The sequence below is a fragment of the Pseudomonas sp. NFR02 genome, assembly GCF_900119375.1.
Taxonomy (GTDB): domain Bacteria; phylum Pseudomonadota; class Gammaproteobacteria; order Pseudomonadales; family Pseudomonadaceae; genus Aquipseudomonas; species Aquipseudomonas paracarnis.
On the sequence record NZ_FPJJ01000004.1, the window covers coordinates 193743 to 211400 of the forward strand.

Annotated in this window: 12 protein-coding genes and 1 pseudogene; all 13 read left to right on the plus strand. The window is 61.5% G+C overall.

Annotation, left to right across the window (positions count from 1 at the left end):
• Positions 1-10 precede the first annotated feature (10 nt).
• Positions 11-1456 carry a purine-cytosine permease family protein gene (locus BT199_RS14355; protein ID WP_014716534.1) on the plus strand — a complete coding sequence of 482 codons (1446 nt, stop codon included), beginning with the start codon at positions 11-13 and terminating at the stop codon, positions 1454-1456.
• A gap of 69 nt (positions 1457-1525) precedes the next feature.
• Positions 1526-2491: an ABC transporter substrate-binding protein gene (locus BT199_RS14360; RefSeq protein ID WP_014716535.1), complete on the plus strand. Its 966-nt coding sequence runs from the start codon at positions 1526-1528 to the stop codon at positions 2489-2491.
• A 71-nt stretch (positions 2492-2562) separates the two neighbouring features.
• Positions 2563-3414 (plus strand): ABC transporter permease, encoded by an 852-nt coding sequence (locus BT199_RS14365; RefSeq protein WP_020302389.1) that lies wholly within the window; start codon positions 2563-2565, stop codon positions 3412-3414.
• Positions 3411-4235 (plus strand): quaternary amine ABC transporter ATP-binding protein, encoded by an 825-nt coding sequence (locus BT199_RS14370; protein ID WP_014716537.1) that lies wholly within the window; start codon positions 3411-3413, stop codon positions 4233-4235. Before BT199_RS14365 ends, BT199_RS14370 begins: the two co-directional genes overlap by 4 nt.
• A 121-nt stretch (positions 4236-4356) precedes the next feature.
• Positions 4357-5865: a histidine ammonia-lyase gene (hutH, locus tag BT199_RS14375; protein ID WP_072434769.1), complete on the plus strand. Its 1509-nt coding sequence runs from the start codon at positions 4357-4359 to the stop codon at positions 5863-5865.
• A gap of 26 nt (positions 5866-5891) precedes the next feature.
• Complete coding sequence (gene hutH, locus BT199_RS14380) at positions 5892-7430, plus strand: histidine ammonia-lyase (RefSeq protein WP_020302387.1); 1539 nt, start codon at positions 5892-5894, stop codon at positions 7428-7430.
• Between the two features lie 164 nt (positions 7431-7594).
• On the plus strand, positions 7595-9004 hold the full coding sequence (locus tag BT199_RS14385) for an amino acid permease (RefSeq protein ID WP_014716540.1): 1410 nt from the start codon (positions 7595-7597) through the stop codon (positions 9002-9004).
• Positions 9005-9019: 15 nt separating this feature from the next.
• Positions 9020-10225, plus strand: coding sequence for an imidazolonepropionase (gene hutI, locus BT199_RS14390; protein ID WP_014716541.1), 1206 nt, complete (start codon positions 9020-9022; stop codon positions 10223-10225).
• A 12-nt stretch (positions 10226-10237) separates the two neighbouring features.
• The gene (hutG, locus tag BT199_RS14395; protein ID WP_072434771.1) at positions 10238-11038 is read left to right on the plus strand and encodes an N-formylglutamate deformylase; all 801 of its coding nucleotides are present in this window, start codon (positions 10238-10240) and stop codon (positions 11036-11038) included.
• A 610-nt stretch (positions 11039-11648) separates the two neighbouring features.
• Positions 11649-12620, plus strand: a complete 972-nt coding sequence (gene pip, locus BT199_RS14400; protein WP_014716544.1) for a prolyl aminopeptidase — start codon at positions 11649-11651, stop codon at positions 12618-12620.
• A complete protein-coding gene (gene dtd, locus BT199_RS14405) occupies positions 12617-13054 on the plus strand; it encodes a D-aminoacyl-tRNA deacylase (RefSeq protein WP_060764872.1) in 438 nt (145 codons plus the stop codon). Before pip ends, dtd begins: the two co-directional genes overlap by 4 nt.
• 267 nt (positions 13055-13321) lie before the next feature.
• Positions 13322-15058, plus strand: coding sequence for a glucan biosynthesis protein G (locus tag BT199_RS14410; RefSeq protein WP_014716546.1), 1737 nt, complete (start codon positions 13322-13324; stop codon positions 15056-15058).
• A pseudogene (gene mdoH / locus BT199_RS14415) lies at positions 15051-17629 on the plus strand (glucans biosynthesis glucosyltransferase MdoH); the annotation flags it as partial. The gene BT199_RS14410 and the pseudogene mdoH, both read left to right, overlap by 8 nt.
• Positions 17630-17658 lie beyond the last annotated feature (29 nt).

Sequence of the window (17658 nt, forward strand, 5' to 3'; positions counted from 1 at the left end):
GTTGAACAACATGGCTGCAAACGACACCACCCCGTTGATCGAGAAACGTTCGATCGACTACATCCCGGAAGCGGAAAGACATGGTCGTCTATTCAGTCAATTCACCCTGTGGATGGGTGCCAACCTGCAGATCACTGCGATTGTCACCGGGGCGTTGGCCGTGGTGCTGGGCGGTGATGTGTTCTGGTCGTTGATCGGCTTGCTGATCGGTCAACTGATCGGCGGTGGCGTCATGGCGCTGCATGCGGCGCAAGGGCCCAAGCTTGGCCTGCCGCAGATGATTTCCAGCCGGGTGCAGTTCGGCGTGTACGGCGCGGCCATTCCGATCGTGTTGGTGTGCTTGATGTACCTGGGCTTCACCGCCACCGGCACCGTGCTGTCGGGCCAGGCGCTGGGCCAGTTGTTCGGGGTCAGCGACAGCGTAGGCATCCTGATCTTCGCCAGTGTCATCGTGCTGGTCACGGTGCTGGGTTACCGGGTGATCCACTTCATCGGCCGGGTCGCCAGCCTGATTGGCGTGGTTGCCTTTGTGTACCTGTTCAGCCGCTTGATGAGCCAGACCGACGTTGGCGCGCTCCTGCAGATCCGCCACTTCAGCTGGAGCAGTTTCCTGCTGGCCGTGTCGCTGGCGGCCTCCTGGCAGATTGCGTTCGGCCCTTACGTGGCGGATTACTCGCGTTACCTGCCGAGCCACACGTCATCGGTGAAAACCTTTCTCGCTGCTGGCGCAGGTTCGGTCATCGGTGCCCAAGTGGCGATGGTCCTCGGCGTGTTTGCCGCGGCCATGTCCAACGGGCAGTTTGCCGGCCACGAGGTGGCGTACATCGTTGGCTTGAGCGGCACGGGGGCTACCGCTGCGTTGCTGTACTTCAGCATCGCGTTCGGCAAGGTCACCATCTCGACGCTCAACTCCTACGGCAGCTTCATGTGCATCGCCACTATCATCAGCGGCTTTCGTGGGCGTCTGGAGGTCACGCGTCTGCAGCGTCTGGTGTTTGTGCTGATGATCGTCGGCACGGCCACGCTGATCGCGTTGCTCGGCCAGCATTCGTTCCTCGGTGCATTCAAGTCGTTCATCCTGTTCCTGCTGGCGTTCTTTACGCCTTGGAGCGCGATCAACCTGGTGGATTACTACTGCATCACCCGCGAGCGTTATGACGTGCCGGCGCTGGCCGACCCGAACGGTCGCTACGGCCGCTGGAACCTGCTGGGCATCAGCGTCTACGTATTCGGCGTGCTGGTGCAGTTGCCGTTCATCTCTACCAAGTTCTACACCGGCCCCCTGGTGGCCGCGCTGGGGGATGTGGATATCTCCTGGATCATCGGCCTGGTACTGCCGGCGGCCCTGTATTACGTGTGTGCAAAAAAATGGCACGGCACGGTACCCGATCACCTGATCCTGCCAAAAGAGCAGGGCGCTTCACCCACAACAAACGGGCTGGCTGCACAAGCCTGATGGGACGTGGACAGGGCAGGACGCCTACTGACTGCCGTAATCCATTTCATGATTGGGAGCGTCACAACAATGACTATGAATAAGACCTTGCTGGCTACTTTGTTCGCAGCTGGCGTGCTGGCAAGTGCCGGCGCCCAGGCGGCTGGTTGGTGCGAGTCGGGTAAACCGGTGAAATTCGCCGGCCTGAATTGGGAAAGCGGCATGTTGCTCACCGACATCCTGCAAACCGTGCTGGAAAAAGGCTACGACTGCAAAACCGACAGCTTGCCGGGCAATTCCATCACCATGGAAAACGCCCTGGGCAGTAACGACATCCAAGTGTTCGCCGAGGAGTGGGTAGGTCGCAGCGAGGTCTGGAACAAAGCCGAGAAGGCCGGCAAAGTCGTGGGCGTCGGTGCTCCGGTGGTCGGCGCGGTCGAAGGCTGGTACGTGCCGCGCTATGTGATCGAAGGCGACGCCAAGCGCAAGCTGGAAGCCAAGGCGCCGGACCTGAAAAACATCGCCGACCTGGCCAAGTACGCCTCGGTGTTCAAGGACCAGGAAGAGCCGTCCAAGGGCCGCTTCTACAACTGCCCGGCCGGCTGGACTTGCGAGCTAGACAACAGCGAAATGCTCAAGAGCTACGGCCTGGAAAGCACCTACACCAACTTCCGCCCGGGCACCGGCCCGGCGCTGGATGCAGCGGTGCTGTCGAGCTACAAGCGTGGCGAGCCGATCCTGTTCTACTACTGGTCACCGACACCGCTGATGGGCCAGGTCGATCTGGTCAAGCTGGAAGAAAAGCCCGGCGTGGACAAAACCGTGAGCATCAAGGTCGGCCTCTCCAAGACTTTCCACGAGCAAGCCCCGGAACTGGTGGCCGTGCTGGAAAAGGTCAACCTGCCCATCGACCTGCTGAACCAGAACCTGGGCCGCATGGCCAAGGAGCGGATCGAGTCGCCGAAACTGGCGAAAATATTCCTCAAGGAACATCCTGAAGTCTGGCACGCCTGGGTGAGCGACGACGCAGCCAAGAAAATCGACGCGGCCTTGTAGGTCAAGTGTGCACGGCTACCCTCAAGGGTGGCCGGGCGGCTGGCCACAACCCACTGGATCGAGAGCACGATATGTTTCCTGAGAGCATTACCTTTTCCATCGCCGACTGGGTCAACGGTTGGGTGGACGCACTGGTCACCCACTACGGCGATGTGTTCCGGCACATCTCCGATACGCTGCTGTGGGCCATCGTCAACCTGGAAGGCCTGCTGCGCGCAGCGCCCTGGTGGCTGATGCTGGCCATCGTCGGCGGTATTGCCTGGCATGCCACCCGCAAGGTGGTGACCACGGCGGTGATTGTCGGTCTGCTGTTCCTGGTGGGCGCGGTTGGCCTGTGGGACAAGCTGATGCAAACCCTGGCATTGATGATGGTGGCCACGGTGATTTCGGTGTTGATCGGCATCCCCCTGGGCATCCTCTCGGCGCGCAGTAATCGCCTGCGTTCAGTGTTGATGCCGCTGCTGGACATCATGCAAACCATGCCCAGCTTCGTGTACCTCATCCCGGTGCTGATGCTGTTCGGCCTGGGCAAGGTCCCGGCGATTTTCGCCACGGTGATCTACGCCGCGCCGCCGCTGATTCGCCTGACAGACCTGGGTATTCGCCAAGTCGATGGCGAAGTCATGGAAGCCATCAACGCCTTCGGCGCCAACCGCTGGCAGCAACTGTTCGGCGTGCAATTGCCGCTGGCGTTGCCGAGCATCATGGCCGGGATTAACCAGACCACCATGATGGCGCTGTCGATGGTGGTGATCGCCTCGATGATCGGCGCCCGTGGCTTGGGTGAAGACGTGCTCGTCGGCATCCAGACCCTCAACGTCGGCCGCGGCCTTGAAGCCGGGCTGGCGATCGTGATTCTCGCAGTGGTCATCGACCGCATTACCCAGGCTTATGGCCGCCCACGGCATGAGGCGAGCAAATGACGACTGTCAGCAAAATCGAAGTCAAAAACGTCTTCAAGATTTTCGGCGCACGCGCCAAGGATGCGCTGGCCATGGTCGGCCAGGGCAAGACCAAGGACCAGGTACTGGCCGAGACCGGTTGCGTGGTCGGCGTCAATGACCTGTCCCTGAGCATCGGCACCGGTGAGATCTTTGTCATCATGGGCTTGTCGGGTTCGGGCAAATCCACCCTGGTGCGCCACTTCAACCGCCTGATCGACCCCACCAGTGGCGCGATCCTGGTGGACGGCGAAGACATCCTGCAACTGGACATGGAAGCCCTGCGCCAATTCCGTCGGCACAAGATCAGCATGGTGTTCCAGAGCTTCGGCCTGCTGCCGCACAAGAGCGTGCTCGACAACGTTGCCTACGGCCTGAAAGTGCGTGGCGAAACCAAGCAAGTCTGCGCCGAACGTGCGTTGCACTGGATCGAAACAGTGGGCCTCAAAGGCTATGAAAACAAATATCCCCACCAGCTTTCTGGCGGTATGCGCCAGCGCGTGGGCCTGGCCCGCGCCTTGGCGGCCGACACCGATATCATCCTGATGGACGAAGCCTTCAGCGCCCTCGACCCGCTGATCCGCGCCGAGATGCAGGACCAATTGCTCGAGCTGCAAAAGACCCTGCACAAGACCATCGTGTTCATCACCCACGACCTCGACGAGGCCGTGCGCATCGGCAACCGCATTGCGATCCTCAAGGACGGCAAGCTGATCCAGGTCGGCACCCCGCGGGAGATCCTGCATTCGCCGGCGGATGAATATGTGGACCGCTTTGTTCAGCGGCGGGCGGCGGTGGTCTGACGGACGCCATCGCAGGCAAGCCAGCTCCCACATTTGATTGGGTTCACACAGTTCAAATGTGGGAGCCGGGCTTGCCCGCGATGACGCCGGCAATGCTGTAGAGATTATGAAGAGGTCAACGATGTCCCAGGCAACAACAATCATCATCGCCGACACCCCACTGCGCTGGCAGGACGTGGTCGCCGTCGCCCGCCACGGCGCCATGCTCGAACTGTCGGGCCACGCCTGGGCGCGTATCGACAATGCCCAAGCCATCGTGCAGCGCATCGTCACCAGCGGCGAGCGTGCCTATGGTGTCAACACCGGCCTGGGCGCGCTGTGCAACGTCTCGCTCAAGACCGAGCAACTGAGCCAACTGTCGCGCAATACGCTGTTGAGCCATGCCTGTGGTGTCGGCCCGGTGCTCAGCGATGAGCAAACCCGCGCGATTATCTGCGCAGCGATCATCAACTACAGCCACGGCAAATCCGGCCTGCATCCGCAGGTGGTGCACGCGCTGCTGGCGTTGCTCAACCACGGCATCACCCCGCAAGTGCCGTCCCAAGGCTCGGTGGGGTACCTGACCCACATGGCCCATATCGGCGTGGCCCTGCTGGGCGTCGGCAATGTGAGCTACCGAGGCCAGATCGTCACGGCGCAACAGGCGTTGCAGGCTGAAGGTTTGCAGCCGGTGGTACTCGGCGCCAAGGACGGCCTGTGCCTGGTCAATGGCACGCCGTGCATGACCGGCCTGAGTTGCCTGGCCCTGGCCGATGCGCATCATTTGCTGCAATGGGCCGATGTGATCGGTGCCATGAGTTTCGAAGCCCAGCGCGGCCAGATCGACGCCTTTGACGAAGAAATCATTGCTCTCAAGCCGCATCCTGGCATGCAGCAAGTGGGTATCAACCTGCGTGCCTTGCTCGACGGCAGTGAGGTGATTGCCAGCAGTAAAGGTATTCGCACCCAGGATGCCTTGAGCATTCGCTCGATCCCGCAGATTCACGGCGCGGCCCGCGATCAGGTGGAACACGCCACGCGCCAGATCGAGACCGAACTCAACAGCGCCACCGACAACCCGCTGGTGCTGGGCACGCCAGACAGCTACCGCGTGGTGTCCCAGGCCAACCCCCACGGGCAGTCCGTCGCGATGGCGGCCGACATGCTCGCCATCGCCATGGCCGAGATCGGTTCGGTGGCCGAGCGTCGCCTGGACCGCCTGGTCAACCCGCATGTCAGCGGCCTGCCAGCCTTCCTGGTGAGCAACCCGGGGGTCAACTCCGGGATGATGATCGTGCAGTACGTCGCCGCGTCCTTGTGCGGGCAGAACCGCCAGTTGGCGCAACCCGCGGTGCTCGACAATTTCGTCACCTCGGGCCTGCAGGAAGACCACTTGAGCATGGGCACCAACGCCGCGCTCAAGCTGCACCAGGTGCTGGTCAACGTCACCCAGATTCTTGCCATCGAGTACCTGCTGGCGGCCCAGGCTTTCGAGTTTCTCAAGGACCAGCGCTTCGGTGCCGGTACCGACCGTGCCTGGCGTTTGCTGCGCGAAGTGGTCCCTGCTTATGAACAGGACCGCTGGCTGGCGCCGGATATTGCCGCCGCTGCCCAGCTGCTTAAAGACACCGCATTACCGAATTTGCACTGAACACCTAAGAACAATTCACAAGGAGAATGAATGTGACTGCGCTAAACCTGATTCCAGGCCAACTGAGCCTCGCCCAACTGCGTGCCATCTACCAGCAGCCAGTAACCCTCAGCCTGGATGACAGCGCCTCGGCCCAGATCGAAGCCAGCGTTGCCTGCGTGGAGCAGATTCTCGCCGAGAACCGCACCGCCTATGGCATCAACACCGGTTTTGGCCTGTTGGCCTCGACGCGCATCGCCAGCGAAGACTTGGAAAACCTCCAGCGTTCCCTGGTGCTGTCCCACGCCGCCGGCGTCGGTGAGCCGATCAGCGATGCGCTGGTGCGACTGGTCATGGTGCTCAAGGTCAACAGCCTGAGCCGTGGCTTCTCCGGGATTCGTCGCCAGGTGATCGACGCGTTGATCGCGCTGATCAACGCCGAGGTGTACCCGCACATCCCACTCAAGGGGTCAGTGGGTGCTTCCGGTGACCTGGCGCCGTTGGCGCACATGTCCCTGGTACTGCTTGGCGAAGGCAAGGCACGCCACAAGGGCCAATGGCTGGAAGCCACCGAGGCGCTGAAAATCGCCGGCCTCACGCCGCTGACCCTGGCCGCCAAAGAAGGCTTGGCCCTGCTCAACGGCACCCAGGTGTCCACGGCCTATGCCCTGCGTGGCCTGTTCGAAGGCGAAGACCTGTTCGCCGGCGCCCTCGCTTGCGGCGGCCTCACTGTGGAAGCGGTACTGGGTTCGCGTTCGCCGTTCGATGCGCGTATTCATGCAGCGCGTGGCCAGCGTGGCCAGATCGACTCGGCAGCGGCCTATCGCGACCTGCTCGGTGAGAGCAGCCAGGTGTCCCAATCGCACCAGAACTGCGACAAGGTGCAAGACCCGTATTCCCTGCGTTGCCAGCCGCAGGTCATGGGTGCGTGCCTGACTCAATTGCGCCAGGCCGCCGAGGTGCTGGTGGTAGAAGCCAACGCAGTGTCGGATAACCCGCTGGTCTTTGCCGCCGAGGGTGACGTGATTTCCGGTGGCAACTTCCACGCCGAACCCGTGGCCATGGCCGCCGACAACATGGCGCTGGCCATTGCCGAAATCGGCTCCCTGAGCGAGCGCCGGATTTCGTTGATGATGGACAAGCATATGTCGCAACTGCCGCCGTTTCTGGTGGGCAATGGCGGGGTGAACTCCGGCTTCATGATCGCCCAGGTGACCGCCGCCGCGCTCGCCAGCGAGAACAAGGCGCTGGCCCATCCCCATAGCGTCGACAGCTTGCCGACTTCGGCCAACCAGGAAGACCACGTGTCCATGGCCCCGGCTGCGGGCAAGCGTTTGTGGGAAATGGCCGAGAACACCCGGGGCATCCTCGCGGTGGAATGGCTCGCGGCGTGCCAGGGCCTGGACCTGCGCGACGGCCTGAAGACCTCGCCCAAGTTGGAAAAAGCCCGTGGCATCCTGCGCGACAAGGTGGCGTTCTATGACAAGGACCGCTTCTTCGCCCCGGACATCAACGCCGCCAGCGAACTGCTCGCCAGCCGCTGCCTGAATGAGCTGGTGCCGGCCAAGTTGCTGCCAAGTCTCTGACCGCGACTCGGTTTGTGCCTGATCATTCCCACGCTCCGCGTGGGAATGCATCCTGTGACGCTCTGCGTCACCGCTCTTAAAGCGGACGCGGAGCGTCCAGGTCGGAGTTCCCACGCCGAGCGTGGGAACGATCTTCTCCTCATAAGAATAATTAGGGACGAGAAATGCACCAGCCAGAAAAAGGTTTGAAACGCGGGCTCAACGCCCGACATATTCGCTTCATGGCCCTGGGTTCCGCGATCGGCACCGGGCTGTTTTATGGCTCCGCCTCCGCCATCCAAATGGCTGGCCCTGCCGTGCTGCTGGCCTACCTGATCGGCGGCGCTGCTGTATTCATGGTGATGCGCGCCCTCGGTGAGATGGCCGTGCACAACCCAGTGTCTGGCTCCTTCGGCCACTATGCCAGCACCTACCTGGGGCCCATGGCCGGGTTTATCCTCGGCTGGACCTACGCCTTTGAAATGATCATCGTCTGCCTCGCCGACGTCACCGCGTTCGGCATCTACATGGGCTTCTGGTTTCCCGAAGTGGCCCGTTGGGTCTGGGTGCTGGGCATCGTATTCCTGATCGGCGGCCTGAACCTGTGCAATGTCAAAGTCTTTGGCGAGATGGAGTTCTGGCTGTCGTTGCTCAAGGTCGGTGCCATTGTGGCGATGATCCTCGGCGGCTTTGGCATCATGTTGTTCGGCATTCACTCGGCGGGCGAAACCCAGGCCAGCGGACTGAGTAACCTGTGGGCCCATGGCGGCTTCATGCCCAACGGCATCGGTGGGCTGATCGCCTCGTTTGCCGTGGTGATGTTTGCCTTTGGTGGCATCGAAATCATCGGCATCACCGCCGGTGAAGCCAAGGACCCGCAGCGGGTGATCCCCAAGGCGATCAACGCGGTGCCGCTGCGTATCCTGTTGTTTTACGTGCTGACCCTGTTCGTGTTGATGGCCATCTACCCGTGGCCGCAGATCGGCAGCCAGGGCAGCCCGTTCGTGCAGATCTTCAGCAACCTGGGGATTGGCTCGGCGGCGACTATCCTCAACATTGTGGTGATCTCGGCGGCGGTGTCGGCCATTAACAGCGACATTTTCGGCGCCGGCCGCATGATGTACGGCCTGGCTCAACAAGGGCAGGCGCCCAAGGGCTTCGCGCAATTGTCCAAACAAGGCGTGCCATGGATGACCGTGGTGGTCATGGGCGCCGCTTTGCTCGGCGGTGTGGTGCTCAACTACCTGATCCCGGAAAACGTGTTCCTGCTGATTGCTTCGATTGCCACCTTCGCCACGGTGTGGGTATGGCTGATGATCCTGTTTACCCAGGTCGCCATGCGTCGCTCGATGACCAAGGCGCAGGTCGCCGAACTGAAATTCCCGGTGCCGTTCTGGCCCTATGCGCCGGCAGCGGCCATTGTGTTCATGCTGTTTGTGTTTGGTGTACTCGGTTACTTCCCGGATACCCAGGCGGCGTTGATGGTGGGCGCCGTGTGGATCGTGCTGCTGATCATCGCCTACTGGCTGTGGGTCAAGCCTGCCGCCGGGCAAACGGCCAAGGTCGATTACGACCCGGTTTTGTCTCATCGATAACTTAGGGAGGCGTTGATGAAAACGCTTTGGCAACACTGCCACGTCGCAACCATGGCCAACGGCAAATACTCGATCATCGAGGATGCCGCCATGGTGACTGCCGGCTCGCTCATCGAGTGGGTCGGCCCCCGCAGCCAGGCGCCAACCGCGGATTACGCCCAGGTGCATGACCTGCAAGGCGCGTGGGTCACCCCCGGGCTGATCGACTGTCACACCCATACGGTGTTTGGTGGCAATCGCAGTGGCGAATTCGAGCAGCGCCTCGAAGGTGTCAGCTACGCCGAGATCGCGGCCAAGGGCGGCGGCATTGCCAGCACGGTGCGCGCAACCCGTGCGGCGAGCGAAGATGAGCTGTTCTCGAGCGCTGAAAAGCGCCTGCGCAGTTTGCTGCGTGACGGCGTGACCACGGTGGAGATCAAGTCCGGCTACGGCCTGGACCTGGCCAACGAACGCAAGATGCTGCGTGTGGCCCGACGCCTGGGTGAAGCACTGCCGGTCAGCGTGCGCGCCACCTGCCTGGCCGCCCACGCGTTACCGCCGGAGTACAAGGACCGCGCCGACGATTACATCGAGCACATCTGCAGCCAGATGCTGCCGGCCCTGGCGGCTGAGGGGTTGGTGGATGCGGTCGATGCCTTCTGTGAATACCTGGCGTTTTCCCCCGAGCAGGTTGAGCGGGTATTCAAGGTCGCCCAGCAACTTGGCCTGCCGGTGAAGCTGCACGCCGAGCAACTCTCGTCGTTGCATGGCTCAAGCCTGGCGGCGCGCTACCACGCGTTGTCGGCCGACCACCTGGAATTCATGACTGAAGAAGACGCCATCGCCATGGCTGCGGCCGGTACCGTCGCTGTGCTATTGCCGGGCGCGTTCTACTTTCTGCGTGAAACCCAGCTGCCGCCGATGGAGGCCCTGCGCAAGCACGGCGTGAAGATCGCCATCGCCAGCGACCTCAACCCCGGTACTTCACCGGCGCTGTCGGTGCGGCTGATGCTGAACATGGCCTGCACCCTGTTCCGCATGACCCCGGAAGAAGCCCTGGCCGGCGCCACGCAACACGCGGCCACCGCGTTGGGCCTGGGCGATACCCATGGCTCCCTGGAAGTGGGTAAGGTCGCGGACTTTGTCGCCTGGCAGATCGACCGCCCCGCCGATCTGGCCTACTGGCTGGGTGGCGAGCTGGATAAACGCGTTGTGCGCCACGGCGCCGACGTCACTGTTTGAGAGGATGCAGTTGTGGATAAGGTTCTGACATTCAAGCAAGGCCGCGTACCGCTGCTGATCAGCATGCCCCACGCCGGCCTGCGCCTCACCCCTGCGGTGGAGACTGGGTTGATCCCCGAGGCGCAAAGCCTGCCGGACACCGACTGGCATATCCCGCTGTTGTATGACTTTGCCGAAGAACTGGGCGCCAGCACCCTGGCTGCGGAGTACTCGCGGTTTGTCATCGACCTCAACCGGCCTTCCGACAACACGCCGCTGTATGCCGGCGCTACGACGGGCCTGTACCCCGAGACGCTGTTCGATGGCGTGCCGTTGTTCCGGGAAGGGCAAACGCCCTCCGAGGAGGAACGGGCCAGTTACCTGCAGAAAATCTGGGGGCCGTACCACCGTCAACTGCAAGAAGAACTGGCACGTCTCAAGGCCGAGTTCGGCTATGCGTTGCTGTTCGACGCGCACTCGATCCGCTCGTTGATCCCGCACCTGTTTGACGGCAAATTGCCGGACTTCAATTTGGGTACCTTCAACGGCGCTGCGTGCGACCCGCAGCTAGCCAGCCAGCTGGAAGCCATCTGCGCTCAGCATCCGCAATATACCCATGTGCTGAACGGGCGCTTCAAGGGCGGCCATATCACCCGTCATTATGGCAACCCCGCGCAGGATATCCACGCGGTGCAGCTGGAGTTGTGCCAGAGCACCTATATGGAGGAGTTCGAACCGTTCCGTTATCGCCCGGATTTGGCCGAGCCGACTCGGGTGGTGTTGAGGCAGTTGCTTGAAGGGCTGTTGGCTTGGGGACAGAAGCACTACCGGTAATTGTTGGTGCTGCTGCAATAGCTTTCGCGAGCAAGCCCGCTCCCACACTTGACCGCGCTCCATCATGGAATGCGCTCGAAATGTGGGAGGCTGGCTTGCCTGCGATAACGGTGGTCCAGCAACACTTTTATCAACTGACACACCGCCATCGCAGCATCGGTATCTACACAACTTCGGTACGACGCTGATCCTGTGGCGAGGGAGCTTGCTCCCGTGACGACCGGACAGCCGGCGCATATCCACCTGACACCCCGCGATCAAACTGTGGGAGCGGGCTTGCTCGCGAAGGCGGCCTGACAGTCAACACAGTTGGATTGTATATATCCATTGCTGCGGTAACGGCCACTTAGGGTTCCGCCTGACGGCGGGTCACTTTGGAAAAGAGCCGGAATGCCGGCCCAGCCCAAAGTAACTCGCAGGGGGGCACGCGAACAGGTGCCGGAGGTGGATCGGCTGTATGACTATCTGCTCGGTTATCTGAGGTGCGAACTGCTGACACAGGTCTAAGTGCTCAAGGACATGCTCATTGCACAATTCGGGTTTATGATGCCAGACGGCAAAATAATAGACGTCCCCCCAGGGATGAACCCGACACCCTACGGAGCACGCAATGCAGACTTGGTACCCGCAGATCAAACCCTACGCCCGGCACGATCTGGCTGTCGATGACACCCACACCCTGTATGTCGATGAAAGTGGCTCCCCCGAAGGCTTGCCTGTCGTGTTCATCCATGGAGGTCCCGGCTCCGGTTGCGACGCCCAGAGCCGCTGCTATTTCGACCCGAACCTCTACCATATTGTCACCTTCGACCAGCGTGGCTGCGGCCGCTCTACGCCAAGGGCCAGCCTTGAGAACAACACCACCTGGGATCTGGTCGCCGACCTTGAACGCATCCGCGAGCACCTGGGCATCGACAAGTGGGTGCTGTTCGGCGGCTCCTGGGGCTCAACCCTGGCCCTGGCCTACGCGCAAACCCATCCCGAGCGTGTGCTCGGCCTGATCGTGCGCGGCATCTTCCTTGCCCGCCCCCAGGATATTCGCTGGTTCTACCAGGAGGGCGCGAGCCGCCTGTTCCCCGATTACTGGCAGGACTACGTGGCACCGATCCCGGTGGAAGAGCGCCACGACATGATCGCCGCTTACCACAAGCGCCTGACCGGCAACGACCAGATCGCCCAGATGCACGCGGCCAAAGCCTGGTCGGGCTGGGAAGGCCGTATGTTGGGCCTGTGCCCGAGCCCGCAGCATGTGGAACGGTTTTCCGAGCCGCAGCGCGCCTTGTCCATCGCACGTATCGAGTGCCATTACTTCACCAACAACTCCTTCCTGGAACCCAACCAACTGATTCGCGATATGCACAAGATCGCCCATCTGCCTGGCGTCATCATCCATGGCCGCTACGATATGATCTGCACGCTGGATAACGCTTGGGAGTTGCACCAGGCCTGGCCCAACAGCGAGTTGCAGGTGATCCGCGAAGCCGGGCATGCGGCGTCCGAGCCGGGCATCACCGACGCGCTGGTGCGTGCGACCGGCGAAATGGCCCGGCGCCTGCTCGACCTGCCGCCTGAAGAAGCATGAAGGGCCTGTTGCAGCGGGTGCGTGGCGCCCGGGTTGAGGTCGCAGGGGAGGTGGTAGGCTCGATTGACCAGGGTTTGCTGGTGCTGGTGGCCGTCGAGCCTTCAGATACGCCCGAAAGCGCCGACAAACTGCTGCACAAGCTGCTTAACTATCGGGTGTTCAGTGACGAGGAGGGCAAGATGAACCTGTCCCTCAAGGACATCGGCGGCGGTTTGCTGCTGGTGTCGCAGTTCACCCTGGCGGCGGATACCAAAAGCGGGCTAAGGCCCAGCTTCTCCACAGCGGCTCCTCCGGCCCTGGGAGCGGCGCTTTTTGAGCACTTGTTGTTACAAGCGCAACAATTGCATGGCAAGGTGGCTTCGGGGCGTTTTGGCGCGGATATGCAGGTGCACTTGGTCAATGATGGCCCTGTGACCTTCCTCTTACAGACATGAATGTATGAAAAACGACGTTAATGCCTAAAAACGCAGGGTTTCGCTACAAATACTTCACTGTCCCTGATGCGTTGTCTCGCGGGCTACTAGATAATCGCGCGCTACGGGGATCAGCGTTGTTTGGTCCATTTTTGACTTAGGTAGAGCCTTGTCCGACAACCGCATGGGGAATCATTTTGCCCCAGAGGAGTCGGAACATTGCTCGCCAACCTGGCATATAGATAGCTGGCCGTTGGTTTTTTGATCTGTTTTCGGCGAGGGTTGCTCGTGATTGTTAGTCCCTGTAATGCACCAAAATTGTCTGCCAAACGGTTACGAAACGCACTGGTGACGGGCTCTGCCCTGTTTTGCCTGTTCGGCGCGGGTCAACTGTGGGCGTTCAGTCTGGATGATGTGTCGGCCAAGGCAAAAGAGCTGGCTGGGCAGAAGTACGAAGCTCCGCGCAGCAATCTGCCGAACGAATTCCGCGAAATGAAATTTGCGGATTACCAGAAAATTCGTTTCCGCAATGAAAAAGCCGAGTGGGCCGATCAGAACACCCCGTTCAAGCTGTCCTTCTATCACCAGGGGATGCATTTCGACACCCCGGTGAAAATCAACGAAGTCACCGCCGACAGCGTGCACGAAATCAAGTACGACCCGACGCGTTTCGATTTCGGCGACGTGAAATTTGATCCTAAAGCCACCGAACAGCTGGGTTACGCCGGTTTCCGTGTGCTTTTCCCGATCAACAAGGCCGACAAGCAAGACGAAATCATGACCATGCTCGGCGCCAGCTATTTCCGCGTCGTAGGCAAGGACCAAGTGTATGGCCTGTCTGCCCGTGGCATGGCAATCGACACCGCGTTGCCGTCTGGCGAAGAATTCCCGCGTTTCACCGAGTTCTGGATCGAGCGTCCAAAGCCGGGTGACAAGCATTTGGTGATTTTCGCGCTACTGGATTCGCCACGCGCCACTGGCGCTTATCGTCTGATCCTGCGCCCTGGCACCGACACCGTGGTGGACGTCAAATCCCAGATGTACCTGCGTGACAAGGTCAGCAAGCTGGGCGTTGCGCCGTTGACCTCGATGTTCCTGTTCGGCGCCAACCAGCCGTCCAAGGTCCTCAACTACCGTCGCGAGCTCCACGATTCCAGCGGCCTGTCGATTCACGCCGGCAATGGCGAGTGGATCTGGCGTCCGCTGAACAACCCTAAACACCTGTCGGTCAGCAACTTCAGCGTCGAGAACCCGCGTGGGTTCGGCCTGCTGCAGCGTGGCCGCAACTTCAGCCACTACGAAGACCTGGACGACAACTACGACAAGCGCCCAAGCGCCTGGATCGAGCCTGAAGGTGACTGGGGCAAAGGCTCCGTCGACCTGGTCGAAATTCCGACCGCCGATGAGACCAACGACAACATCGTGGCCTTCTGGAGCCCGGCCGAGCTGCCGGAAGTCGGCAAGCCGCTGGACGTGGCTTACCGTCTGCACTGGACATTGGACGACGCGGCCTTCCATTCGCCGGACAGTGCCTGGGTCAAGCAGACCCTGCGTTCTACCGGTGACGTGAAGCAATCGAACCTGATCCGTCAGCCCGATGGCAGCGTGGCCTACCTGGTAGATTTCGAGGGCCCGTCCCTGAAGAAACTGCTGCCGGACGCTCCGGTACGTAGCCAGGTGAGCGTGGGTGATAACGCTGAACTGGTTGAAAACAGCGTGCGCTACAACGAACACACCAAAGGCTGGCGCCTGACCCTGCGTATGAAGATCAAGGACGCAAGCAAACCGACCGAAATGCGTGCGGCATTGGTGCAGGATATCGTGCAGCCTGAGCCTGAGTCGGTTTCCAACCATGTGCTCAAGGCCGACAAAGTCTTGGCCAAGCAGCATGAGAAGCAGGCCAAGAAAGACGCCAAGGACAAGGAAGCCAAACAGCCTGAGGCTGCCCCAGCCACACCGGAGCCGATCAAGACCGAGCAAGTCCTGACCGAAACCTGGAGCTATCAGTTGCCTGCCGATGAGTAATTCTCAAGTCAAGCCAGAGACTCTGTCCGAGTACCTGGCGCATCTACCCATGACGGCTGAGCAGCGCGCCGAGCTGGCGGGCTGCAAGTCCTTCAGCGAGTTGCACGAACGTCTGTCGTCCAAGACCTTCGACGCACCGACCGACGCTGCCCAAGCGTCGGTCGGCCGCCGCTTGACCCTCAACAGCGCCGAAGAGCTGCAAGACGCCGAGATGCTGGCGCTCGATGCCAGCGGTCGTGTGTGTCTCAAGGCCACGCCGCCGATTCGTCGGACCAAAGTGGTGCCCGAGCCTTGGCGCACCAACATCCTGGTGCGCGGTTGGCGCCGGATGACCGGCCGCACCAACCCGCCCAAGCCACCGAAAGATGAGCGGGTATTGCCGGCTGCGCGCTGGCGTACCGTGGGCTCGATCCGTCGTTACATCCTGCTGGTGCTGATGCTGGGCCAGACCATCGTGGCCGGCTGGTACATGAAAGGCATCATGCCGTACCAGGGCTGGTCGCTGGTCGACTTCGACGAAATTCGCAACCAGACCCTGCTGCAAACCGCTACCCAGGTACTGCCTTACGCGCTGCAAACCAGCATCCTGATCATGTTCGGGATTCTGTTCTGCTGGGTGTCGGCCGGTTTCTGGACTGCGCTCATGGGCTTCCTGGAGCTGCTGACCGGTCACGATAAATACCGTATTTCCGGTAAAAGTGCCGGTGACGAGCCGATTCCAAAGGATGCGCGCACCGCCCTGGTGATGCCGATCTGTAACGAAGACGTGCCGCGTGTATTCGCCGGCTTGCGTGCAACGTTCGAATCGGTGGCCGCGACCGGTGACCTGGATCGCTTCGATTTCTTCGTGCTCAGCGACAGTAACGACGCCGACATCTGCATCGCCGAACAGCAAGCCTGGCTCGACGTATGCCGCGAAGCCGGTGGCTTCGGCAAGATCTTCTACCGCCGTCGTCGCCGCCGCGTTAAGCGCAAGAGCGGCAACCTCGACGACTTCTGCCGTCGTTGGGGCGGTGACTACAAGTACATGGTCGTTCTCGACGCTGACTCCGTGATGAGCGGCGAGTGCCTGACCAGCCTGGTGCGCCTGATGGAAGCCACGCCGGATGCCGGGATTATCCAGACCGCGCCGCGTGCGTCGGGTATGGACACCCTGTATGCGCGCATGCAGCAGTTCGCCACTCGCGTGTACGGCCCGCTGTTTACCGCCGGCCTGCACTTCTGGCAGTTGGGTGAATCCCACTACTGGGGCCACAACGCCATTATCCGTATGAAGCCGTTTATCGAGCACTGCGCCCTGGCGCCGCTGCCCGGTAAAGGCGCGTTTGCCGGTGCGATTCTCTCCCACGACTTCGTTGAAGCCGCGCTGATGCGCCGTGCCGGCTGGGGCGTGTGGATTGCCTACGACCTGCCGGGCAGCTACGAAGAACTGCCGCCGAACCTGCTGGACGAACTCAAGCGTGACCGTCGCTGGTGCCACGGTAACCTGATGAACTTCCGCCTGTTCCTGGTTAAAGGCATGCACCCGGTGCACCGTGCGGTGTTCCTGACCGGCGTGATGTCTTATCTGTCGGCGCCGTTGTGGTTCTTCTTCCTGGTGCTGTCCACGGCCTTGCTGGCGGTGAACACGCTGATGGAGCCGCAGTACTTCATGGCCCCGCGCCAGTTGTACCCGCTATGGCCACAATGGCACCCGGACAAGGCGGTGGCGCTGTTCTCCACCACCATCGTGCTGCTGTTCCTGCCTAAACTGCTCAGCATCATCTTGATCTGGGCCAAGGGCGCCAAAGAGTTCGGTGGCAAGTTCAAGGTAACCCTGTCGATGCTGCTGGAGATGTTGTTCTCCATGCTGCTGGCGCCGGTGCGGATGATTTTCCACACCCGTTTCGTCCTCGCCGCGTTCCTCGGTTGGGCCGCTACCTGGAACTCGCCGCAACGTGACGACGACTCCACGCCCTGGAGCGAAGCGGTCAAGCGCCACGGTCCGCAAACCGTGCTGGGCTTCCTGTGGGCGCTGCTGGTGGTGTGGCTGAACCCGAGCTTCCTGTGGTGGCTGGTGCCGATTGTCGGCTCGCTGATGCTGTCGATCCCGGTGTCGGTGATTTCCAGCCGGGTCAAGTTGGGCCTCAAGTCCCGCGACGAGAGCCTGTTCCTGATCCCTGAGGAATACAACCCGCCGCAGGCCCTGCTGTCGACCGAGAAGTACACCCACGAAAACCGTTGGCACGCCCTCAACGACGGCTTTGTGCGTTCGGTGGTCGACCCGCAGCAGAACGCTCTGGCCTGCGCCTTGGCGACCTCGCGGCACCGTGAGGCCGAGCCCATCGAGTACCTGCGCATGGAGCGTGTTCGCCACGCGTTGAAAGTCGGCCCGGCTGGCCTCAACAACAGCGAACGCCTGGCCTTGCTCAGCGATCCGGTGGCCTTGGCTCGTCTGCATGAGCAGGTGTGGAGCGAAGGTCACGCCGAGTGGCTAGGCGCTTGGCGTGCCTCGATCAAGGCCGATCCGCACGCGCCATTGCTGCCCCTGCAACCACAGTCGCCCCAGGCCCAGCCGGCCTGATTCAGGCACCCCCGAAGGCTCACTTCGGGGGTGTTTC